Annotated in this window: 13 protein-coding genes; 8 read left to right on the forward strand and 5 right to left on the reverse strand. The window is 68.3% G+C overall.

Features of this window, described 5'->3' with window-relative positions:
* Positions 1 to 21 precede the first annotated feature (21 nt).
* The 4 genes from DB354_RS03495 to DB354_RS03510 all read left to right on the forward strand — a co-directional run bounded on the left by DB354_RS03495 (position 22) and on the right by DB354_RS03510 (position 7,868).
* Positions 22 to 1,008 carry a transposase gene (locus tag DB354_RS03495; protein ID WP_107834032.1) on the forward strand — a complete coding sequence of 329 codons (987 nt, stop codon included), beginning with the start codon at positions 22 to 24 and terminating at the stop codon, positions 1,006 to 1,008.
* A gap of 699 nt (positions 1,009 to 1,707) precedes the next feature.
* Positions 1,708 to 3,891 (forward strand): glycogen debranching protein GlgX, encoded by a 2,184-nt coding sequence (gene glgX / locus DB354_RS03500; protein ID WP_343205544.1) that lies wholly within the window; start codon positions 1,708 to 1,710, stop codon positions 3,889 to 3,891.
* 157 nt (positions 3,892 to 4,048) lie between these two features.
* Positions 4,049 to 5,944 carry a malto-oligosyltrehalose trehalohydrolase gene (treZ, locus tag DB354_RS03505; RefSeq protein WP_107834034.1) on the forward strand — a complete coding sequence of 632 codons (1,896 nt, stop codon included), beginning with the start codon at positions 4,049 to 4,051 and terminating at the stop codon, positions 5,942 to 5,944.
* Between the two features lie 115 nt (positions 5,945 to 6,059).
* Complete coding sequence (locus DB354_RS03510; RefSeq protein ID WP_199226784.1) at positions 6,060 to 7,868, forward strand: glycoside hydrolase family 15 protein; 1,809 nt, start codon at positions 6,060 to 6,062, stop codon at positions 7,866 to 7,868.
* Between the two features lie 222 nt (positions 7,869 to 8,090).
* Here the strand turns inward: DB354_RS03510 and DB354_RS03515 are convergent, their stop codons facing one another.
* The 5 genes from DB354_RS03515 to DB354_RS21900 all read right to left on the reverse strand — a co-directional run bounded on the left by DB354_RS03515 (position 8,091) and on the right by DB354_RS21900 (position 14,179).
* The gene (locus tag DB354_RS03515; RefSeq protein WP_158277345.1) at positions 8,091 to 9,056 is read right to left on the reverse strand and encodes an NAD(P)/FAD-dependent oxidoreductase; all 966 of its coding nucleotides are present in this window, start codon (positions 9,054 to 9,056) and stop codon (positions 8,091 to 8,093) included.
* Entirely contained in the window at positions 9,053 to 11,071 is a 2,019-nt protein-coding gene (locus DB354_RS03520; protein ID WP_199226787.1) for an amylo-alpha-1,6-glucosidase, read from the reverse strand. The genes DB354_RS03515 and DB354_RS03520 overlap by 4 nt, the downstream gene beginning before the upstream one ends.
* A 10-nt stretch (positions 11,072 to 11,081) precedes the next feature.
* Complete coding sequence (gene treZ / locus DB354_RS03525) at positions 11,082 to 13,076, reverse strand: malto-oligosyltrehalose trehalohydrolase (RefSeq protein WP_107834077.1); 1,995 nt, start codon at positions 13,074 to 13,076, stop codon at positions 11,082 to 11,084.
* Between the two features lie 122 nt (positions 13,077 to 13,198).
* Positions 13,199 to 13,978 carry a sugar phosphate isomerase/epimerase family protein gene (locus DB354_RS03530; protein WP_233256544.1) on the reverse strand — a complete coding sequence of 260 codons (780 nt, stop codon included), beginning with the start codon at positions 13,976 to 13,978 and terminating at the stop codon, positions 13,199 to 13,201.
* Between the two features lie 9 nt (positions 13,979 to 13,987).
* Positions 13,988 to 14,179, reverse strand: coding sequence for a hypothetical protein (locus tag DB354_RS21900; protein WP_146180093.1), 192 nt, complete (start codon positions 14,177 to 14,179; stop codon positions 13,988 to 13,990).
* A gap of 318 nt (positions 14,180 to 14,497) precedes the next feature.
* Between DB354_RS21900 and DB354_RS22190 the strand changes: the two genes are divergently transcribed.
* From DB354_RS22190 to DB354_RS03545, 4 genes are read left to right on the forward strand one after another with little or no spacing between them, the layout of a single operon-like run.
* Positions 14,498 to 16,558, forward strand: a complete 2,061-nt coding sequence (locus DB354_RS22190; RefSeq protein ID WP_158277346.1) for a hypothetical protein — start codon at positions 14,498 to 14,500, stop codon at positions 16,556 to 16,558.
* Between the two features lie 4 nt (positions 16,559 to 16,562).
* Positions 16,563 to 16,892 (forward strand): STAS domain-containing protein, encoded by a 330-nt coding sequence (locus DB354_RS22195; RefSeq protein ID WP_158277347.1) that lies wholly within the window; start codon positions 16,563 to 16,565, stop codon positions 16,890 to 16,892.
* On the forward strand, positions 16,889 to 17,254 hold the full coding sequence (locus DB354_RS03540; RefSeq protein ID WP_107834038.1) for a response regulator: 366 nt from the start codon (positions 16,889 to 16,891) through the stop codon (positions 17,252 to 17,254). Before DB354_RS22195 ends, DB354_RS03540 begins: the two co-directional genes overlap by 4 nt.
* Positions 17,255 to 17,259: 5 nt before the next feature.
* Positions 17,260 to 19,287 (forward strand): chemotaxis protein CheA, encoded by a 2,028-nt coding sequence (locus DB354_RS03545; protein WP_107834039.1) that lies wholly within the window; start codon positions 17,260 to 17,262, stop codon positions 19,285 to 19,287.
* The last annotated feature ends 34 nt before the right edge of the window (positions 19,288 to 19,321 follow it).

A 19,321-nucleotide genomic window follows, 5' to 3' on the forward strand; every position in this document is an offset into this window, starting at 1 on the left:
ATAAAAAAGCATAGTGGCGTCATGGCTCGAAACCGGATCAAAGTCTCGGCGCGGCAGCAGGGAGCGATCTATCACCTGATGAGTCGGTCGGTGAACGGGGAACTCAGGCTGGAGGAGGATGGGCAGGAGTACCTGCGGCAATTGGTGTGGCGGATGGCGGAGTTTACGGGGATTCGGATCATCGCGTATGCGATCATGGACAACCATTACCACGTGGTGGTGTTCGTCCCGCACTGGGAGCCGTTGTCGGATGCGGAGCTGCTCCGCCGTCACGCATGTCTGTATCCCCAGCCTACGAAGCTGCAGGTGGCGAAGTTGGCGGAGATCAAGGCGCAGATGCCGGAGAACGGGCCGAAGGCGGTGGCGTGGCGGGCTGCGATACAGCGGCAGATGAATGACATCTCGTCGTTCATGAAGCTGATCAAGGAGCGCTTCGCGATGCGGTACAACCGGCAGCACGAGCGTTTTGGCCCAGTGTGGTGTGGACGCTTCAAGAGCGTCCTGGTCGAGGACAAACCGCACTTGCTGCAGATATTGGGACTGTACGTGGATCTGAACCCGGTGCGTGCCGGGATCGTGGAGGATCCGAAGGATTATCGGTTCTGTGGGTACGCCGAGGCGGTGGCGGGAGGGAAGAAGGCGCAGGAGGGCATACGTTTTCTCGTAGGCGGCGACACGTGGGAGGAGACGCACAGCGCGTACCGGCGACTGCTGTTTGCGACCGGCGGAACGGAGCGGCCGGGAAAAGCATCGATTTCAGCAGAGCGGGTGAGGGAGGTGCTCGCGAATGGCGGACGCCTACCGCTGGCGGTGGTGTTACGTTGTCGAATTCGTTACTTCAGCGACGGCACGGTACTGGGAAGCAGAGCTTTCGTTGAGTCGCACCTGGCTGCCTACCGCCAACGTACCGGTATGGGAAAGCGCATGGCGCCGCGTTCCCTCCCCGCGGTGACCGATTGGGGCGACATCGCCGGCCTGCGCGGCTCACGGGGCCCAATCTTCTGTTAAGGGGGGAATGGGGGACTTCCGCTGATTTCTGTGGGTCGTAGCGGTGTTCCAATTCGCGCCGAGCGCGCCGTGCGCGGCGCCACGGCATGTTCGCGACGACCTGCGACAATGTCGCCATGTGCTATTCCCCCGGTCTGTAGGCGATGAGGTATGGCGCGCCGGATTTGTGCCTTTGGCCTGAATTCTGGATTCTTGGTGCCGCCCCGACCTCGTTAACGAGTCAGACGGTGCGTAAAGGTTCATCCCAAACGCTTAGTGGCGATCGCACGAAGCCTGTCCCCTGAACACAGTCGCTACGAGTCCCCGAAATAAGGACTGTCCCCACATTCCTACGCCATGAAGGCTGGCAGGAAGAATCGGAAGGGTCTGTCCCCCTGAGCTCTTTTGATGAGCGAGAGAGGACTGTCCCTCGAGGCTGCGAGGAGGGGGCCGGGGGCCTGTCCCCTGAGAAGGGATCGGGAGGGGATTGGGGCGGAAGGGCGGGAAAAATCGGGGGCAGAAAGGGGGACGGGCCCCATGGCGGGGGCTCGGGGGCGGTTGGTACGCTGGCGCATGCCTTTGCGTGAAAGCTTCGCCGCGTGGTTCCGTCATTCTTCGCACCGTCGTCCGCCCGAAACCGGGAGGAGACCGACTTTGGCGGTGCCCGGGCGCGCGATACCTCGGGGCGAAACGGCCCCCGTCAGCGTTCCCTCCGGTCCGCTGCGGCTCTGGCGCGGACGCTGCTACCCGTTGGGCGCCACGTGGACCGGCAATGGCGTGAACTTTGCCCTTTTCTCCGCCAACGCCACCGGCGTCGAACTCTGCCTTTTCGACCGCCTGGGCGAGGTCGAGGTTGCGCGCGTCCGGCTGCGCGAGCGTAACGATCACGTCTGGTACGGGTTCCTCCCCGATGCCCGCCCCGGTCAACTTTACGGCTTTCGCGTCGAGGGCCCCTACGAGCCCGCCTCCGGTCACCGCTTCAACCCGCACAAGGTCCTCCTCGACCCCTACGCCAAGGCCATCGCCGGCACCGTACATTGGTCCAACGAGATGTTCGGCTACACCATCGGCGCCCCCAATACCGACCTCTCCTTCGACGCCCGCGACAACGCCGCGCTCACCCCGAAGGCCGTCGTGATCGACCCGAGCTTCGACTGGGGCGACGACGAGCGGCCCAATCGTCCGCTCCACGCAACCGTCATTTACGAGGTGCACGTCAAAGGCTTCTCCAAACTCTGGGAAGCCATCCCTGAACCCCTCCGCGGAACCTACGCCGGTCTCGGCACCCCCGAGGCGATCCGCTACCTCAAGGAACTCGGCGTCACCGCCGTCGAACTCCTGCCCGTCCACCAGCACGTCGACTCCAAGCACCTCCTCGACAAGGGGCTCACCGACTATTGGGGCTACAACAGCATCGGCTTCTTCGCCCCCGAGGCGGCCTACGCTCGCGCCGGCGACTTCGGCGATCAAGTTCGCGAGTTCAAGGCCATGGTCCGCGCCCTCCACGCCGCCGGCCTCGAGGTCATCCTAGACGTCGTCTACAACCACACCGCCGAGGGCAACCAACTCGGGCCCACGCTCAGCTTCCGGGGCATCGACAACGCCAGCTACTACCGACTCGTCGCCGCCGATCCGCGCTACTACATGGACTACACCGGCACCGGCAACACCCTGAACGTCCCCAACCCCCGCGTCCTCCAGCTTATCATGGACTCGCTGCGCTACTGGGTGACCGAGATGCACGTCGACGGCTTCCGCTTCGACCTCGCCCCAGCCCTCGCCCGCGAACTCCACGAGGTCAGCCAGCTCTCCGCCTTCTTCGATGTCATCCACCAGGACCCCGTCGTCTCCCAAGTGAAGCTCATCGCCGAGCCCTGGGACGTCGGCGAGGGCGGCTACCAGGTCGGCAACTTTCCCGTGCTCTGGGCCGAGTGGAATGGCCGCTACCGCGATACCGTCCGCGGCTATTGGAAGGGCGATTCCGGCCACATGCGCGATCTCGCGTTCCGGCTCTGCGGCAGCTCAGACCTCTACCAAAGCAGCGGCAAAACCCCCACCGCCTCCGTAAACTTCGTCACCTCCCACGACGGCTTCTCCCTGCACGATCTCGTCTCCTTCAACGACAAGCACAACGAGGCAAACGGGGAGGGAAACCAGGACGGCGACAACAATAACCACTCCTGGAACTGTGGCCACGAGGGCATCGACGCTCCCAAGGACGTACGCCAATTGCGGCGCCGCATGATGCGCAACTTCCTTTCCACGCTCTTCCTTTCCCAAGGCGTGCCCATGCTCCGTGGGGGGGACGAATACGCCGCCACCCAGCGCGGCAACAACAACGCCTACTGCCAGGACAACGACACCAGCTGGCTCGCCTGGACGCGCGACGCCGAGGCCGAGCGTCAAACCGCCTTCGTTCGCCGCCTCATCAACTTCCGCCTCCGACATCCCGTCTTCCACCGCTCCTCCTTCTTCCAAGGGCGAGACTTGCGCGGCAACGGGATCAAGGACCTCACCTGGATCCGCGCCGACGGTACCGAGATGACTGACGAGGACTGGTCCGCCGATTTCGCCAAGGTCCTCGGCCTCATGCTCAGCGGCGACGCCCTCGACCAGCACACCGACGAAGGACAGCCGATCACCGACGACACGTTCCTGCTCTTCTTCAACGCCCACCATGAGCCCGTCGATGTCGTTGCCGTCGGCGGCCCCAAGACGCACTGGCGGCTCATCCTCGATACCGCCGAAGAGACCGGTTTCCTCGAGCACGGGGTCCGCCGCGTCGGCGGCATGAAGCACCGCATGGCGGCACGTTCGCTCGTGCTGTTCAAGATGGACGAGGGCACGCACACCGAGGCGCGCGACGCCGCCCGCTTCCGCCGCGCCGCTCCGCCGGCGGCCTGACGCCGCCTCCCGGGGCCGGGGCCCCCTGGCCCCCACGCGTCGCCTCGTTTTGGAGTTCGGCCGAACCGCGGCGGGCAAAGTCTGTCATTCACGCCTGCCGCGCCCGCCACACCCGGTGCGGCGCCGCCCGTCGCCCGCGCCTGACCGAATCCGTACCATGTCCACCACCGAACTGCTGCTGTCCCTCAAGCCCGTGACCGATGGCTCCGGCGACGAATTTCTCCCGGTGGGCGCCCATGTGACCGAGGCCGGTGTCGTTTACCGCGTCTGGGCGCCCGACCACGAGCAAGTCTCCGTCGCCATCGGCGACGGCCCGGAGCCCTCCCGGCAACTCGCGCTCGCGCCCGAGGGCGATGGCACCTTCTCCGGCGTCGATCCCGAGGGCCGGGCCGGCGACCGGTACTGGTTCGTTATCGGCAACCAACGGGTGCCTGATCCAGCGTCGCGCTTCCAGCCGCTCGGCGTCGAAGCCCCCTCCGAAGTGATTGATCCCCGCGTTTACAACTGGATCACGCGCGGCTGGCGTCCACCCGCCTTCCGCGGCCGCGTCATCTACGAGTTGCACGTCGGCACCTTTACCGCCGAGGGCACCTTCGCCGCCGCCATCGACCGGCTCGACGCCCTGGCGGAGCTGGGCGTGAACGCGATCGAACTCATGCCGGTCGCCGAGTTCGCCGGCACCCGCAACTGGGGCTACGACGGCGTCCTGCTGTTCGCCCCGTCGCACACCTACGGGCACCCGGACGAGTTGCGCGCCTTCGTCGATGCCGCGCACGCCCGCGGCCTCGCGGTGATCCTCGACGTCGTGTACAACCACCTCGGCCCGGTGGGCAACGTGCTGCCGCGCCTTGGCCGCGGCTACATGCACCACGAGCGCGCCAACGACTGGGGCCAGTCGCTGAACTTCGACGGCCCCGACGCCGAGCCGGTGCGCCGCTTCTTCCTCCAGAACGCCTGCCAGTGGCTCGACGAATTTCGCATCGACGGGCTCCGGCTCGACGCCCTGCACGCGATCCACGACCACTCGCCGTCGCATATCGTCGCGGAGATCGCGGCCGCGGTGCACGTGCGCGGCGGTTTCGTGATCGGTGAGGATGAGCGCAACGACGCGGCCGCGATCACGCCCCGCACCGACGGAGGCTGGGGGCTCGACGCGGTGTGGTCCGACGATTTTCACCACACGATCCGGGTCGCGCTGACCCGCCAGCAGGAGGCGCACTTCGGCAGCTACAGCGGCACACCGGAGGAATGGGCGACCACGCTGCGGGACGGCTGGCTGTACTCGGGACAGCATTACCGCCAGTGGAACGCGCCGCGCGGCACGCCCGCCGCGCACGTGCCGCCGGAGCGGTTCGTGTTCTGCATCTCCAACCACGACCAGGTCGGCAACCGCCCCCTCGGCGAGCGGCTCCACCAGGTGATTTCGCCCGAAGCCTATCGCGCGGTGTCGATGCTGCTCTGCCTCGGGCCGTATACCCCGATGCTCTTCATGGGCCAGGAATGGGCCGCGCGTGCGCCGTTCCCGTACTTCACCGATCAACCGGGAGAGATCGGCGCGACGATCCGCGCCGGTCGGCTCAAGGAGTTTCGCGAGCGCAAGGCCGTCTACCCCGACGACGTCCTCGCCCGAATGCCGGATCCGCAGGCCGAGGCGACCTTCCGGGGCGCCAAGCTGGATTGGGGCGAGCGGAAGGCGCCGGGGCACCGCGAGACGCTGCGCCTTTACCGGGCGTGCCTCCGCCTGCGCGCCGAGCATCTGGTGTTCCAGTCCGCCGACCGCGACCTGTGGCGCGTCGAGCAACTCGGCGACGTGCTTGCGATCCGGTGGGGCGATCCGGAACAGGACTGGCTCCTGCTGTTTGCGCTGACGACGCCCGACGCCCGTATCGTGGACGACGCCTTTGCGCGTCCGCGCGCGGGCCGGCGCTGGCGGCTGGTGCTCGCGAGCAACGAAACGCGCTTTGGCGGCGCCGGCGCGCAGGAAGCGACCGGCGGGGAGAATGGTGAACTCGTGCTGGGGAGCCCCGGGGCGATGCTCCTGCGGGAGACGTGATGGTTTCCGGTCTCGAGCCCGTTTTGCGGACGCCCGGCAACCGCCGCTCCGCCTCGCGACCATCCCGCGGCGTCCGCGGGCCGACTCGGGGCGCGGGCCCGGAGGAAGAATTGGCATGAAGATCGAAGACTACGGATTCATCGGCAACATGCGCACGGCCGCGCTGGTCGGGTGCGATGGCTCGATCGACTGGCTGTGCCTGCCGCGCTTCGACTCCAACGCCTGCATGGCGGCGTTGCTCGGGGATGAGAGCAATGGCTGCTGGCGGATCGCGCCGCGCGACCATAAGGAGCCGGGCCGCCAGCGCTATTGGCCAGACACGTTGATTCTTGAAACCGAGTTCGAGACGCCGACCGGCGTCGCCCGCGTGATCGACTTCATGCCGCCGCACGCCAAATACCGCGAGGTGATCCGCGTGGTCGAAGGCGTGCGCGGCAGCGTCGACATGCAGATGCGGCTGATCCTGCGGTTCGACTATGGCCGCACCGTGCCGTGGATGTGGAAGGACGCCGAGGGCCTGAATGCCGTGGCCGGCCCCGATGCGCTGAACCTGCGCACCGCGGTGCCGACTCACGGCGAGAACCTGTCGACGATGGCCGACTTCACCGTCACCGAGGGCGAACGCGCCTGCTTCACGCTCACCTGGCACCCGTCCCACGAGATGCCGCCGGAGAGCATCGATCCCCTGCGCGCGCTGAACCACACCGACCTGTACTGGCGCGAGTGGTGCGCGCGCTGCAGCTACCGCGGTGAGTGGCGCGAGGCGGTCATGCGTTCGCTGCTGACGCTAAAGGCCCTGACGTTTGCCCCCACCGGAGGCATCATGGCCGCCGCCACCACCTCGCTGCCCGAGCAACTCGGCGGCGTGCGCAACTGGGATTACCGCTTCTGCTGGATCCGCGACGCCACGTTCACGCTCTTTTCGCTCATGGAGGCCGGCTACACCGAGGAGGCCAAGGACTGGAGCTTGTGGCTGCTGCGGGCCGTCGCCGGTGATCCCTCCCAGCTCCAGATCATGTACGGCGCCGCCGGCGAACGCGGCCTGCCCGAGATCGAGCTGAAGCATCTCAAGGGCTACGAGGGCTCCCGGCCGGTGCGCATCGGCAATGCCGCCTCGGAACAGTTCCAGCTCGACGTGTATGGGGAGCTCATGGACGCGATGCACCTCGCGCGGCAGGTCGGGCTACGCACAGGCGCGAACTCCTGGCGCCTCCAGCGGCACGTGCTCGAGTTCGTCGAGCGGCACTGGACCGAGCCGGACGAAGGCATCTGGGAAATTCGTGGCCCGCGCCGGCACTTCACCCACTCCAAGGTCATGGCCTGGGTCGCCGCTGATCGCGCCGTGAAGGCCGTCGAGGAGTTCAACCTCGAGGGTGATGTCGAACGCTGGCGGGCACTGCGCCAAGCGATCTTCGACGACGTGTGCGCGCACGGCTACAACGCGCAGCGCGGCTGCTTCACCCAGCACTACGACTCCGAGCAGATCGACGCCAGCCTCCTCATGATCCCGCTGGTCGGCTTCCTGCCGGCGACGGATCCGCGCGTCGCGGGGACGATCCGCGCCATCCAGCGCGAGCTCACCTTCGACGGGTTCGTGTACCGTTATCACCCGACCGAATCGGGGGCGGTCGACGGACTGCCTCCCGGGGAGGGCGCGTTCCTGCCGTGCACCTTCTGGCTCGTGGATTGCCTGCACCTGATGGGCGAGACGCAGCAGGCGCGAAAGCTCTTCCACCGGTTGCTCGATCTGCGCAACGGCCTCGGACTGCTCGCCGAAGAGTTCGACCCGCGACACGGGCGGCTCGTGGGCAACTTCCCCCAGGCGTTCTCGCACGTCGCGCTGATCAACACCGCGCAGAACCTCGCGCCCGACGTGCTCGGACCGGCCGAGATTCGCGGGTCGACGACCGCGCCGCCGCTGTAGCCGAGGTATCGCGCGAAGCCCCCGCGTTGCCACCCGTCATTCACGCCGTCGTTGGGGCCGCGAGACGAGGAGACGAAGCGGACGAGGGCTGCAATTATAAACGCCCTCGCACGGGGAACTAGCGCGATAATGTCCAGATACTCCGGAAGCTTGCCGGGATAGTGTCCAGATACTGCCGGGATACGCGCGTGCCGTCGGCGGCTCGCGGGCGAAGTGCTTGTCCTACGCGTCGCCGCCGGACGTGGGCTGTCGCGGTCGTACCGCCTCCGTCGGGTTCAGTCCGTTGTCCGCCAGCTCCTCATTGATCGCGATCGCGGCCTCCGCGCCCTCGGCCGCGGCCATGATCGCCAGGTGAACGCCGCCCCGCACGTTGCCCGCCACGTACAAGCCCGGCACTCCCGTTGCGGCATGCGCCCGGCAGACGACCGAGCCGCCGTCGTCCATCTCGCAGCCAAGATTCTCGGCGAGCGCCGAGCGTTGCGGCAGGGCCGACGTGAAGAACACGGCGTCGCACGCGATGCGCTCGCCATTGGCTAGTTGCGCTCCGGTGACGCCGCCTTCCGGCGTGCCCTCGACGCTCGCGATGTCTGCCGGCGCCACCTCGATGCGCTGCTCGCCGAGCCGCCGCCGATCGTCGGCCGATGCCTGCCCGGGTTCGGGCACGACGACGGTCACGCGGGGTGTCCAGGTCAGCAACGCGAGTGCCAGGTCGGCTACGGCGGGATACTCGCCGTACGCGACGATCCGCTGCCCGCGGTGCTCCCAGCCGTCGCAGTACGGGCAATGGTGCACGCCGCGGCCGTAGAGTTCGCGAAAGCCCGGACGGTCGGGCAGGACGTCGACGCGTCCGGTGGCGAGCAGGAGGATGCGGCAGGCGCGGGACTGGCCGTCGGAGGTGACCAGCTCGAAGCCATACGGGCTGCGCTTCGCGGCGACGACCTGCGCATCGATGAACGTGACCGACGGATACGCGCCAACCTCGAGCCGCCCGATCGCGCGCAGTTCGTGGGGATTGATGCCGTCCCGGCTCAGGAAACAGCGCAGCCCTTGCGAAGCGGCGTTCCTTGGCTGCCCGGAATCGTAAACCACGACGCTGCGTCCGCAGCGGCCGAGGACCAGCGCGGCGTTCAGTCCGGCAGGTCCGGCGCCCACGATGCAGACGTCGATCGTGGCGGAGTGGGCGGTCATGGCCGGGGGGGGCTGCCCCCAGTGGGCGCCGTCAGGACAAACGTACGCAGGACTTCCGCCACGCTCCATGCCTGTGCGATGCAGCCCCGTGCGTCGAACGGGGGCTCCGCGTCGAAGATCTCGCTGACGGAGCCGACGCACGCCTCGGCTAGGTGCGGTGCGAAGCCTTCGAGGAAGCGCCGCGCACCCGCCGCATCGTCGGGGTGCAGCTTGAGCCACGCATCGATGAACGGCCCGATCAGCCAGGCCCAGACCGTCCCCTGGTGGTACGCGGCGTCCCGCGAGCGAAGGTCGCCCGAGTACTTCGGCCTGTAGTCCTTGTGCTTCGGGCTGAGCGAACGCAGGCCAACCGGCGTCACCAGCTCGCGCTCCGCCATCGCCAGCACTGCCGGCCAGCGGCTGCGGTCGAGCACGGCGTTGGGCAGGGAGATCGAGAGCAGCTGGTTGGGCCGGATCGCCGGATCGTCACCGTGCTCTCCGTCGATCACGTCGAAGAGACACTCGGTCGCCGGATTCCAGAAACGCTGGTTGAAGGATTGCCGGGCCCGATCCGCCTGCGCGCGGAGTTCGGCGGCGGCCGGCTCGTCCTCTGCGTGGAGCCAGCCCTGAAGCAGGCGCAGCGCGTTGTACCAGAGTGCATTGATTTCAACCGCCTTCCCGCGACGGGGCGTCACGACCCAGTCTCCGACTTTGGCGTCCATCCACGTCAGCTGATATCCTTCCGCGCCCTGGATGAGGAGGCCGTCGGTCGGGTCGACGCGGATGCCGTAGCGCGTGCCGCGGAAATGGTGGTCAACGATCTGGCGCAGCAGCGGGAGGAGCGATTGGAGCGTGTTCCGCTCGCCGGTGACGCGCGTGTAGCGGTCGATGGCATGGAAAAACCAGAGCGTGGCATCGGCAGTGTGGTAGAGCCCGTCATTTCGCCCCTCGGGGAAGAGGTTCGGGATGAGACCGTCGCGCACGTAGGCGGCGAACGCGCGCAGGATCCAGGCGGCCTCCTGGTGCCGTCCGGTAACGAGCGTGAGCCCTTCGAGGCTGATCATGGTGTCGCGGCCCCAGTCGGTGAACCAGTGGTAGCCGGCGATCACGCTGCGCAACTCGTCGCCGGCGGCGCGCGCGCGCGCGGTGTCACGCACGCGTCCCGCGGGCACGACGATGAACTGATCGGCGGCGAGCACCAACTCGGCGCCAATGCCGGCGCGGGCGCGGGGATCGGCCTGTCGGATGAGGCGCTGCAGTCGGTCACGCTCGGTCGTGAACGCGGCCTCGGCGTCGAGCGCCATGAGGGTGTGCCAATCCTCGGTGGAGGCGATGAGCGTCAGCGGCGCGGCCCGGACCGCGATGGAGAAGTACCCCGGCGACCAGAGCACCCCCCGCGATTCAAACCCTCGCTCGGCGTCGCGCGCGTAGATGATCTCCCGCCGGGTGCCACCGTCCTGGATGAAACGAAACTCCTCCGCGTCGATCGCGAGCCGCAGCGGCGGGTAGCCCTCGTGCGAGTCGATCTCGTAGCGGTGGCCGCGGGTGCGGACCTCGTAGTGCTCGCTGTGGGCCTTGCTGACGCTGTCCTCGAACGCGCGAAAGTGCACCGACGGGCGGAGCTCGAGCCAGAAGCCGTCGGCCGGCGCCTGGATGCGGTACGTGAGGTGAACCGTATTCTGGCGATTCGGCATCAGGAGGCGTTTTTCGACGTGCACGCCTTCGACGAGGTAGCTCCAGACCGGCATCTGGTCTTCAAGGCGAAACTCGACCAGCCGGTTCGGGGGCGGTGCGGCGCCGGCTTCGCTTGGTTCGCCGCCACCGAACTGGACGACGTGGCCGTCGGGAAAGCGCAGACACTCCTCGAGGTGGTTGAGCATCAGCGTGCGGCCAAACGGCGCGGGCAGCGCGGCGATCAGCAGCCCGTGGTAACGCCAGCTTACGGCGCCCGACAACGTGCCGGAGGCATACCCGCCCAGCGCGTTCGTCACGAGCCACTGCCGCGTGAGAAGCTCCGCCTGCTCGGCGTGCGACACCGCGGCGAAATCAATCCTCCTCACTAAGTTTGGCGCGGGCGGGTTCACAGTTCGGATGCGGGGACAAGAGGTAGACGCCGGGGCCGGGAATGATCCAACCGGCGGTGGTTTCGAGGGCAGGCGTGCCGAGACCACCATAGGCTGGATTCTCGCTCGACCACGCGACCTCCCAGCCGAGGTTGTCCACCGGGGCCAACAGCGGTTCGGGCGCGGCGCGGAGCGTGAGGTCGCCTCCGAGGTTGACCAGCAGGAGCCGGTCGCGGCCGTCGGCGGCGAAGTAGCGGAGCAGGAAGGCGCGGGCGCCGAGCACGGCCCCGTCGAGGCCGCGCGGATCGCGCACCACCGGGTCCTCACGCCGCAGGCGGAGCAGGTCTTGGTGGAGGAGGTACGTGGGCCGGTGGGTTTCGCGCTCCTGCAGGTTGAGCTGCGAACGGCGGAAGGTTTCGGGCGCGTGCGGCTCGGCGAGGGAGCCGGCGGCGTCGGCGGCGGCGATGGTGCGGAACTGTTCGAGAAACCTGCGGCGGCCGCCAGCGACGAGGGAGGCGAGTGCGGGATGGTGCTCCGCGAAATAGAGGAACGGCGTGGAGGCGCCGAATTCCTGGCCCTGGAAGAGCATGGGAATCGATGGCGAGAGCAGGAGCAGCGCGGTCAGGGCGCGGTGAATCGCGGGGCTGGTGAGTTGGTGCAGCCGGAGCCCGCGCAGGGAGTTCGCGATCTGGTCGTGGTTCTGCAGGAACGTCACGAAGCGCGCGGGCGCGAGATCGAGCGCCGGGGTGCCGCGCCGCTTCTGCTGCCATTGGTTCCACTGGCCCTGGAACAGGAAGCCATACTTGGCGGCGGAGACGAATTCCTGGGGCGCGCCGCGGTAATCAAGGTAGTACGCCTCACGCTTGCCGACGGCCGCGGCGATCGCGCTGTGGTGAAAATCGTCGTTCCACACCGCGTCGAAGCCGAAGCCCTGACGGGCGGGCGGCCGCGCGAGCCGCGCGTGCTGGGGTTCGTTTTCGCCGACGACGAACGTCTGCCGGTGCGGCGCCGCGGCGCGGACGGCCGCCGGAATCTCCGCCAGGATCGAGACCGGCGAGGCGTCGAAAATCTGCTGCGTGGCATCGAGCCGCAGCCCGTCGAAGTGGAACTCGTCAATCCAGTAGCGGGCGTTGGCCAGGAAGAACTCGCGGACCGGCTTGGCGTGGTCGCCCTCGAAGTTCAGCGGGTCGCCCCATTCGCATTGGTACTTCGTGCTGAAGTACTGCGGCGCAAACTCCCGCAGGTAGCAGCCGTCGGGGCCGAAGTGATTGTAGACGACGTCGAGGATGACCATGAGCCCGAGCTCGTGCGCGCGCGCGACGAACCGTCTCGCGTCCTCCGGCCGCCCGTAGAGCCGGGTGGGGGCAAACAGGTCCACGCCGTCGTAACCCCAGCCGAACGTGCCCGGAAACTCCGCGATCGGCATGATCTCCAGGGCGGTGATGCCGAGTCGCGCCAGCTCCGGGAGCTCGGCCATCGTTGCGCTCCAGGTACCCGCGGTCGTGAATGTCCCAAGATGCAGCTCATACAGCACCAACTCGGCGGCGGGCCGGCCGCGCCATTCGTCGTCGCTCCACGGGAAGTCGGGATCGACGACCTCCGATGGACCATGCGGCCCGTCCGGTTGGAAACGTGAGGCGGGGTCGGGAAAGCTGCCCTGCGGGAGTCGGAACCGATAGCGCGTGCCGGGCTGCGCGTCGGCCACGATGCCCGAAAAGTAACCGCCTGCCTCGGGTTGGAGCGCGGTGATGCCGCTGATGCCGCCGGCATCGTCCAGGCGTTCCACCGCGACCGAGATGACCGCCGGCGCCCACACGCGGAAATGCACGCCGCCGCCCGGCAGCGGCTCCGCGCCGATAGGGAGCCGACGCGAAGGCGCCGCCGACGGGCGTGCGGTGGCCGACGCCGCGGCTTCGCGCCGAGGCGAAGCGGGGCGGGGCGGTTCTCCGTCACGAGCCTGCGCTCCCGTGGAGTTCATCGGCGGCATTCTAGTGGGCCGCCCACGCGACGGCCATGGGGCGCAGACCGGCGGGTGAGGTCGGAGGGCAACGGAGCGTCACCACGGGTGGATGCAACGTCGAACGCGGCATGACGCGACGGCTAGGCGGCCGCGCCCCAGAGATCGCGCAATCGATCGCGGCTGTATTCCAGGAAGTGCCGGTCGCGCGCGAAGACCTCGAGCGTGATGGTGTTGTCGTAACCGCTCCCGCGCAGCACGCGCACCAGCGCGGCCAGGTCGATGTCGCCCATGCCGAGTGCGAGATGGAGGTCCGCGTGGCCACCGCGGTTGTCGTGGAGATGCACATGGGCCAGGCGGCCGGCAAAGTAGTGGATGAGTTCCGGCGCGGTGTTCTGCACGACCGAGAGGTTGCTGTGGCCGATGTCGAGATGGAGCCCCAGCCCGGGCACGCCGGCGAAGATCGGCGCGAGTTGGGTGACCGAGTTGAACCGCCCCGGCACGTTCTCGAGCATGATCCCGAGGCCGAGCGGCTCGGTGAACGCGGCAACCTCGGCAAGGGATTCGATGTTTCGCCGGACGATCGTCCCTTCCTCGATGAAGGGCGCGTGGCCGTCGGGGTGGATGTTCATCCAACGGGCGCCGAGCTGAGCGAAGAACTCGGCCGCACGCTTGAGTTCATCGATGGCGGCCTGCCGCAGGCTGGGGAACGAGGACGCAATGGGCAGGTAGAAGGCGGTGTGGCCGATGACCCCGAGGTTCGCGTCGCGCAAGCGGGCGGCGACGTCGACCGACCGCAGTTTCCAGGTGGCGGCCGCCGGGGGCTCCAGCGTGAGATCGATGAAGTCGAGGTGCAGCTCCGCCATCCATGCGATCTCGCGTTCCAACGCCTCCCCCGGGTTGTTCATGGCACCGATAAGCATGGCACTCCTTTAGCGTTCAAGGGGTTGGTCCTCGGGCTGGTGCGGGGCGAACCACGGCCGGGAGTCGAAGAGCCGGACGCGCTCCTCCTCGAGCCCTCGGGGGGCGTGCAGGTCGGGCACGGGCAGGGCGAACTGCTGGCGCACCCAGTCGGGGATCGCGAGGGCGCGGTCCGGGCACATCCAGTTGAAAACCGCCAGCACGCTGTGCAGCAGCGGCGATGCGTGGAGGTTTGGTCACGCCCCAGACCGAGCCCGGCCGGGACCGTTCCCGGCGGACCCGGGCAGGTGGCGTCGGTCGGCACGTTGCTGGTCGGAGAGTTACCAGCACCTGCTATTAGCAATGCTGTTAAGGGTGGGGGTCGCTTAAGGGCGAATCCGCCAATCCGATACGTTCACCAGGTCCCCCATCAGGTGGTGGATAGCATTTCAGGGCAGGATACTCAGGCCTGTCCCGCGAAAGGCACGGTAAGTCCCAACGCTCCCGGAGCGTCGACTGACCGTGCCTTTTTTTTATTCCCGTTGAATACCCTCAAGTTCCCATTTCCTCCAGCGACCTCGAATCCGGCTCCCGCCCCGGCGGAAACCGTCGAGGGGCGCGCGCCGGGCCGGCGTCCAGGCCAAGTCGGCGTCCGCCGGTGGGTCGCGGCGCGGGTGCGGGCATGGCAGGCGGGCGTGCGGCATGCGCTGGGGCGACTGCGGCGAGAAGGCAGGCGCGGCTGGGTGTTGCGGCCGAACGGGCAGGCGCTGCCGGAGCGCGTCGCGGCGCTGGCGGCCGGGGAACGAGACCTGCAGGGGCAATTGGCAGCGGTCGAACACGCCTTTGTCGAAACCGGCGCCGGGCTGCAGGAGCAGGCCCGTCTGAGCGCCGAACTGGCGGCCATCGCCGGGCGGCTCAACGCCTTTACCGCGGCGCCCGAGGAGGCCAATCCGGTGCGCGCGGCCATCGCCACGGTCGGCGAGGCGCTGGCGGCCCTGGAGACCTTCCAGCAGGAAAGTGACGCCCTGGCGGACAACCTGCGGCAGCAGTATCTGGAGATCACGCAGTTGCGGCAGCACGCGGGACGGCTGGAGCGCGCGATCGCGCCGCTGCGCATCGTCGACACGTTGTTCCGCATCGAGGCGGCCACGCTGCCACCGGAAATGCAGGCCGCGTTTGCGGCGCTCACCGTGGAGATCGCGCAGCTCGACCGGCGGGTGCGCGAAACGTTCACGCACCAGTTTTCCGCGCTCGGCGACACGCGGGACGCCATTGGCGCCGCGATCGGCCAGATCGATGCGCAACAGGCCAGCCAGCAGCGCGCAGTCCTCGAGCAAAGCGCGGCGATGCGGACCTCGATCGGCGCCCTCGAAAACGACATCAGCCGGCTGCGCCAGCGCGAGGAACGCGCCACCGCGCTCGTCCGCCGCATCGATCAGGAAACCAACGCCATCATCGTGGGCCTGCAGTATCAGGACATCACGCGCCAGAAGCTCGAGCACGTGCTGGCGGCGCTGGCGGACCTGCCGCCGCGGGCCCGCGCGGAGACGCCTTCGGCCACCGCCTTCATCGGTCGGATGGCGCTGCTGCAGGCGACCCAACTCGCCGCCGTCGAGCAGGATCTCAGGACGGCGATCGCCGGGATCGACTCGGGCCTGCGGGCGGTGCTCGCCGGGTTGGGCGAGGTGCAGGCCGAGGGCCTCGGCCGGGACGACTGTGCCGCGATCGGGCGGCACGTGGGCGCGACCATTGACGCACTGCTGCGGATGCTCGCCGAGTTGCGCGTGCCGCTCGCGGGCCTGGCGGAGCAGTCGAAAGTCACCGCCCTGGCGGTGCGTTCGTTCGGGGGCGTGACGGCGGACTTGGGTGACACCATCCGCGAGCTGACCTGGAGCATCCGGCTCATCGCGCTGAACGCCCAGGTGCAGGCCGCGCAGGTGGCGCGTTGCGATGGTCTCGAGGTGCTGGCCCGGCACATCTACAGCCTGTCTGACGAGACCAGTTCGCTCGCGGAGGGGCTCGGCCGCGATCTTGCCGGGATGGGTGACCGTCTCGCACGGATCATTGGGCAGGCCGGCCGGCTGGAGGAGCAGAGTCTGGCGGCACATGACCGGATCACGGCGGCGGCCGGTCGGGAGGAACGGGCGCTGCAGGCGCAGCGTGCCGACGTGGTCGATGCCCTCGACCAGTTTCCCGCGCTGTTGGAGCGCACGCGGGCCGGCGCCGCCCAACTCCTCGAGCGGGCCGCCCTCGGCCGGGTTGATCAGGCCCCGTTGCGCACGCTGCAGGCCGGGCTGGAACAACTCGGGGAGTGGTGCCGGCAAGGTGCCCCAGACGCGGCGGCGGACGCCAACGTGCGCGAGGAGTTCGCCGCCCTGGCGCAGCACTATACGATGGAGTCCGAACGCGTGGCGCATGAGGCCGCGTTGGAAGGGCGGGCAATCGATGCCCGGGCGCTCGGGTCAGGCATGGCCGTGGCGGGCGGAACGCGTCCGGTGCCAAGTCCGGATCCGGCCCCCACAACCATCCCGGCCGCCGCGACCTCCGCGGCCGCAGCGGTCCCTGCGTCCGCGGCGCTCGGCGACAACGTGGAACTCTTTTGATCCCATGAGCGCGATTCAGGCCCCCACTGCCGTCCCATCTTCCGGCGACGTCCCGACACCGCGGCTGGCCGCGGGAGCGGCGTTGACCATCTACACCGTCGAGGCCTTTGGCGCGGCGTGTCGGATCGAACTCCAGCGGCATCCCGCGCTGGTGATCGATCTCGGCGCCGTGACCCAGTGCGACACCCTCGGCGTGCAGGTGCTTTGCGCCGCCATGCGCAGCGCGTGGGCGCGCGGGCGCCTGCTCCGGCTCGCGGAACCGTCCCCGGCCGTGCGGCGCGCGGCGGCGGCGGTCGCGTGCGAGCGGATCCTCTTCTCGGAGGGGCAGTCATGAGCCGCACGATTCTCACGGTTGATGACTCGGCGAGCGTTCGGCAAATGGTGGCGCTGACCCTGAAGCGCGCCGGTTATGCGGTCGTAGAGGCCTGTGATGGCCGCGATGCGCTCGACAAATTGGCGGTGACGCCGGCCGACATGGTGGTGGCCGATCTCAATATGCCGCGACTCGATGGCATCGAACTCATCCGCCAGCTCCGCCAGGACCCGCGGTTCCGCTTCATCCCGATCATCATGCTCACGACCGAGAGCGAGGCGGCCAAGAAGCAGGCCGGTCGTGAGGCCGGTGCGACCGGCTGGATCGTGAAACCCTTCACCCCTGAGCAACTGGTGGCCGTCGTGGCCAAAGTGCTGCGCTGATTCCCATGGACGCCTCCGATCCCACCCAAACCTTTCTCATCGAGGCGGCCGATCTGCTCGCGCAGGTCGAGGAAACCGTGCTCGAGATCGCGAATCGCCCCGACGATCGCGAGGCGATCAACCGGCTCTTTCGCGCGTTCCACACGATCAAGGGCTCCGGCGCGATGTTTGGTTTCGAGGCGGTGGCAAGCTTCACCCATCACGTCGAGACCGCGCTGGATCAGCTGCGGCAGGGAACGATTGGCGTCTCGCCGGAGCTCGTGCGTCTGATCCTCGCCGCCCGTGACCATATCCAACGCCTGCTGGAGGCGGGTGCGGGGGAGGCGAGCAGCCCCGACGAAGCGGGCGAGGCACTCGCGCGCGAGTTCACCGCGCTGCTCGCCGGCACCCCGGCTGCGCCGGTGGCGCAAACGGGCGTCGCCCCCGCGCCCGAACACGGCGCGACGCAGACGTTCGACATTCATTTCCGGCCCGAACCGGGCATCGCGATGAGCGGGCTGGATCCCGCGGCGTTGCTCGCGGAATTGCAGACGCTTGGCCGGTGCGAGATCACCGCCGACACCGGCGCGGTTCCGGGCCTCGAGGAACTCAGTGCCACGAAATGCCACCTCGCCTGGGATATCCACCTGGTGACCGATCGGGGGCTCAACGCCGTGCGCGACGTCTTCGTGTTCGCGGAGGATGGCGCCGAGCTCCGCATCACCGATGTCACCGAAACGATGGCGGCGCCCGTCGCCGCGCCCGCCACCACCGCGCCCGTGCCGGTGGATGACGCGGCTGCGTCTGCGACCGCCAATGGAGTGACACCCGACGATTCGCGGGGCAGCGCCGCCAGGGCCGCCCGCGACGCCGTCGTCCGCGTGCCGTCGGCGAAACTCGATCACCTGGTCAGCCTCGTCGGCGAACTCGTCATGAACGAGTCCCGGCTCTCCCAGGTGGCTTCGCGGCTCAACCAGGCAGACCTGGCCGGCCCGGTGGAGGCGATGGAGCGGCTGATCGCGGAGATGCGTGATGCCGTGCTGGGTATCCGCATGATGCCGATCGGCTCCACCTTCAGCCGGTTCAAGCGACTGGTGTATGATCTTTCGCATGACCTCGGCAAAGAGGTCGACCTGGTGACCGAGGGCGCCGAGACCGAGCTGGACAAGACCGTGCTCGATCAGCTCGCAGACCCGCTGGTCCACCTGATTCGGAACAGCATCGACCACGGCATCGGCACGCCGGGCGAGCGTGAGGCGCTGGGGCGTCCGCGGCGCGGCACCGTCCGGCTGACCGCCCGGCATGAGGGCTCGCACGTGGTGGTGACGGTGCAGGACGATGGCCGGGGCCTCGATCCCGCGCTGATCCGCGCCAAGGCCGTCGAAAAAGGTCTGATCGGCGCCGATGCAAACCTCTCCGAGGCGGAAATCTTTAACCTCATCTTCCTGCCGGGCTTCTCGACCGCGAACAAGGTTACGGCCGTTTCCGGACGCGGCGTGGGCATGGACGTGGTGCGCAAGCAGATCGACGCCCTCCGCGGCGGGATCCAACTCTCCAGCACGAAAGGCGAGGGGACGACCATTGCGCTCTCGTTGCCGCTGACGCTTGCGATCATCGAGGGGCTGCTGGTCACGGTGGCCGACGATCCGTTCATCATCCCGATGTCGGTCGTCAGCGAAAACGTGGAGCTGCGCCGCGAGGACCGCGCGCGCAACAACGGCCGCAACCTGGTCTCCGTCCGCGGCGAACTGATCCCGTACCTGCACCTTCGTGAACTGTTCGGCCTCCCCGGCGAGGAGCCAGCGATCGAGAAGATCGTGATCGTCCGCTTTGGCCGCGACCGCGTCGGCCTCGTGGTCGATCGTGTGCTCGGCAGCCACCAGACGGTCATCCAGTCGCTCGGTAGGATGTTCCGCAAGATCTCGGTCGTCTCCGGCGGCACGATCATGGGCGACGGGCGCGTCGCGCTCATCCTCGACTTGGCCGGGCTGGTCGCGTGCGCGCAGCAGCGCAACGGCGCCGAGGTCAGCCGGCCGATCTACGCCGCGCCCTGACCCCTTTCCCACCTCCCCAGACAACCCCTCAAAC

The organism is Opitutus sp. ER46 (assembly GCF_003054705.1).
Lineage (GTDB): Bacteria > Verrucomicrobiota > Verrucomicrobiia > Opitutales > Opitutaceae > ER46.

Excerpts from the sequence above, each read along its gene's own strand:
- DB354_RS03495 (WP_107834032.1), top strand. The coding sequence starts at position 22 with ATGGCTCGAAACCGGATCAAAGTCTCGGCGCGGCAGCAGGGAGCGATC.
- DB354_RS03515 (WP_158277345.1), bottom strand. The coding sequence starts at position 9,056 with ATGACCGCCCACTCCGCCACGATCGACGTCTGCATCGTGGGCGCCGGA.
- DB354_RS03530 (WP_233256544.1), bottom strand. The coding sequence starts at position 13,978 with ATGCTTATCGGTGCCATGAACAACCCGGGGGAGGCGTTGGAACGCGAG.
- DB354_RS03540 (WP_107834038.1), top strand. The coding sequence starts at position 16,889 with ATGAGCCGCACGATTCTCACGGTTGATGACTCGGCGAGCGTTCGGCAA.
- treZ (WP_107834077.1), bottom strand. The coding sequence starts at position 13,076 with ATGAACTCCACGGGAGCGCAGGCTCGTGACGGAGAACCGCCCCGCCCC.
- DB354_RS03510 (WP_199226784.1), top strand. The coding sequence starts at position 6,060 with ATGAAGATCGAAGACTACGGATTCATCGGCAACATGCGCACGGCCGCG.
- treZ (WP_107834034.1), top strand. The coding sequence starts at position 4,049 with ATGTCCACCACCGAACTGCTGCTGTCCCTCAAGCCCGTGACCGATGGC.
- DB354_RS22195 (WP_158277347.1), top strand. The coding sequence starts at position 16,563 with ATGAGCGCGATTCAGGCCCCCACTGCCGTCCCATCTTCCGGCGACGTC.
- DB354_RS03545 (WP_107834039.1), top strand. The coding sequence starts at position 17,260 with ATGGACGCCTCCGATCCCACCCAAACCTTTCTCATCGAGGCGGCCGAT.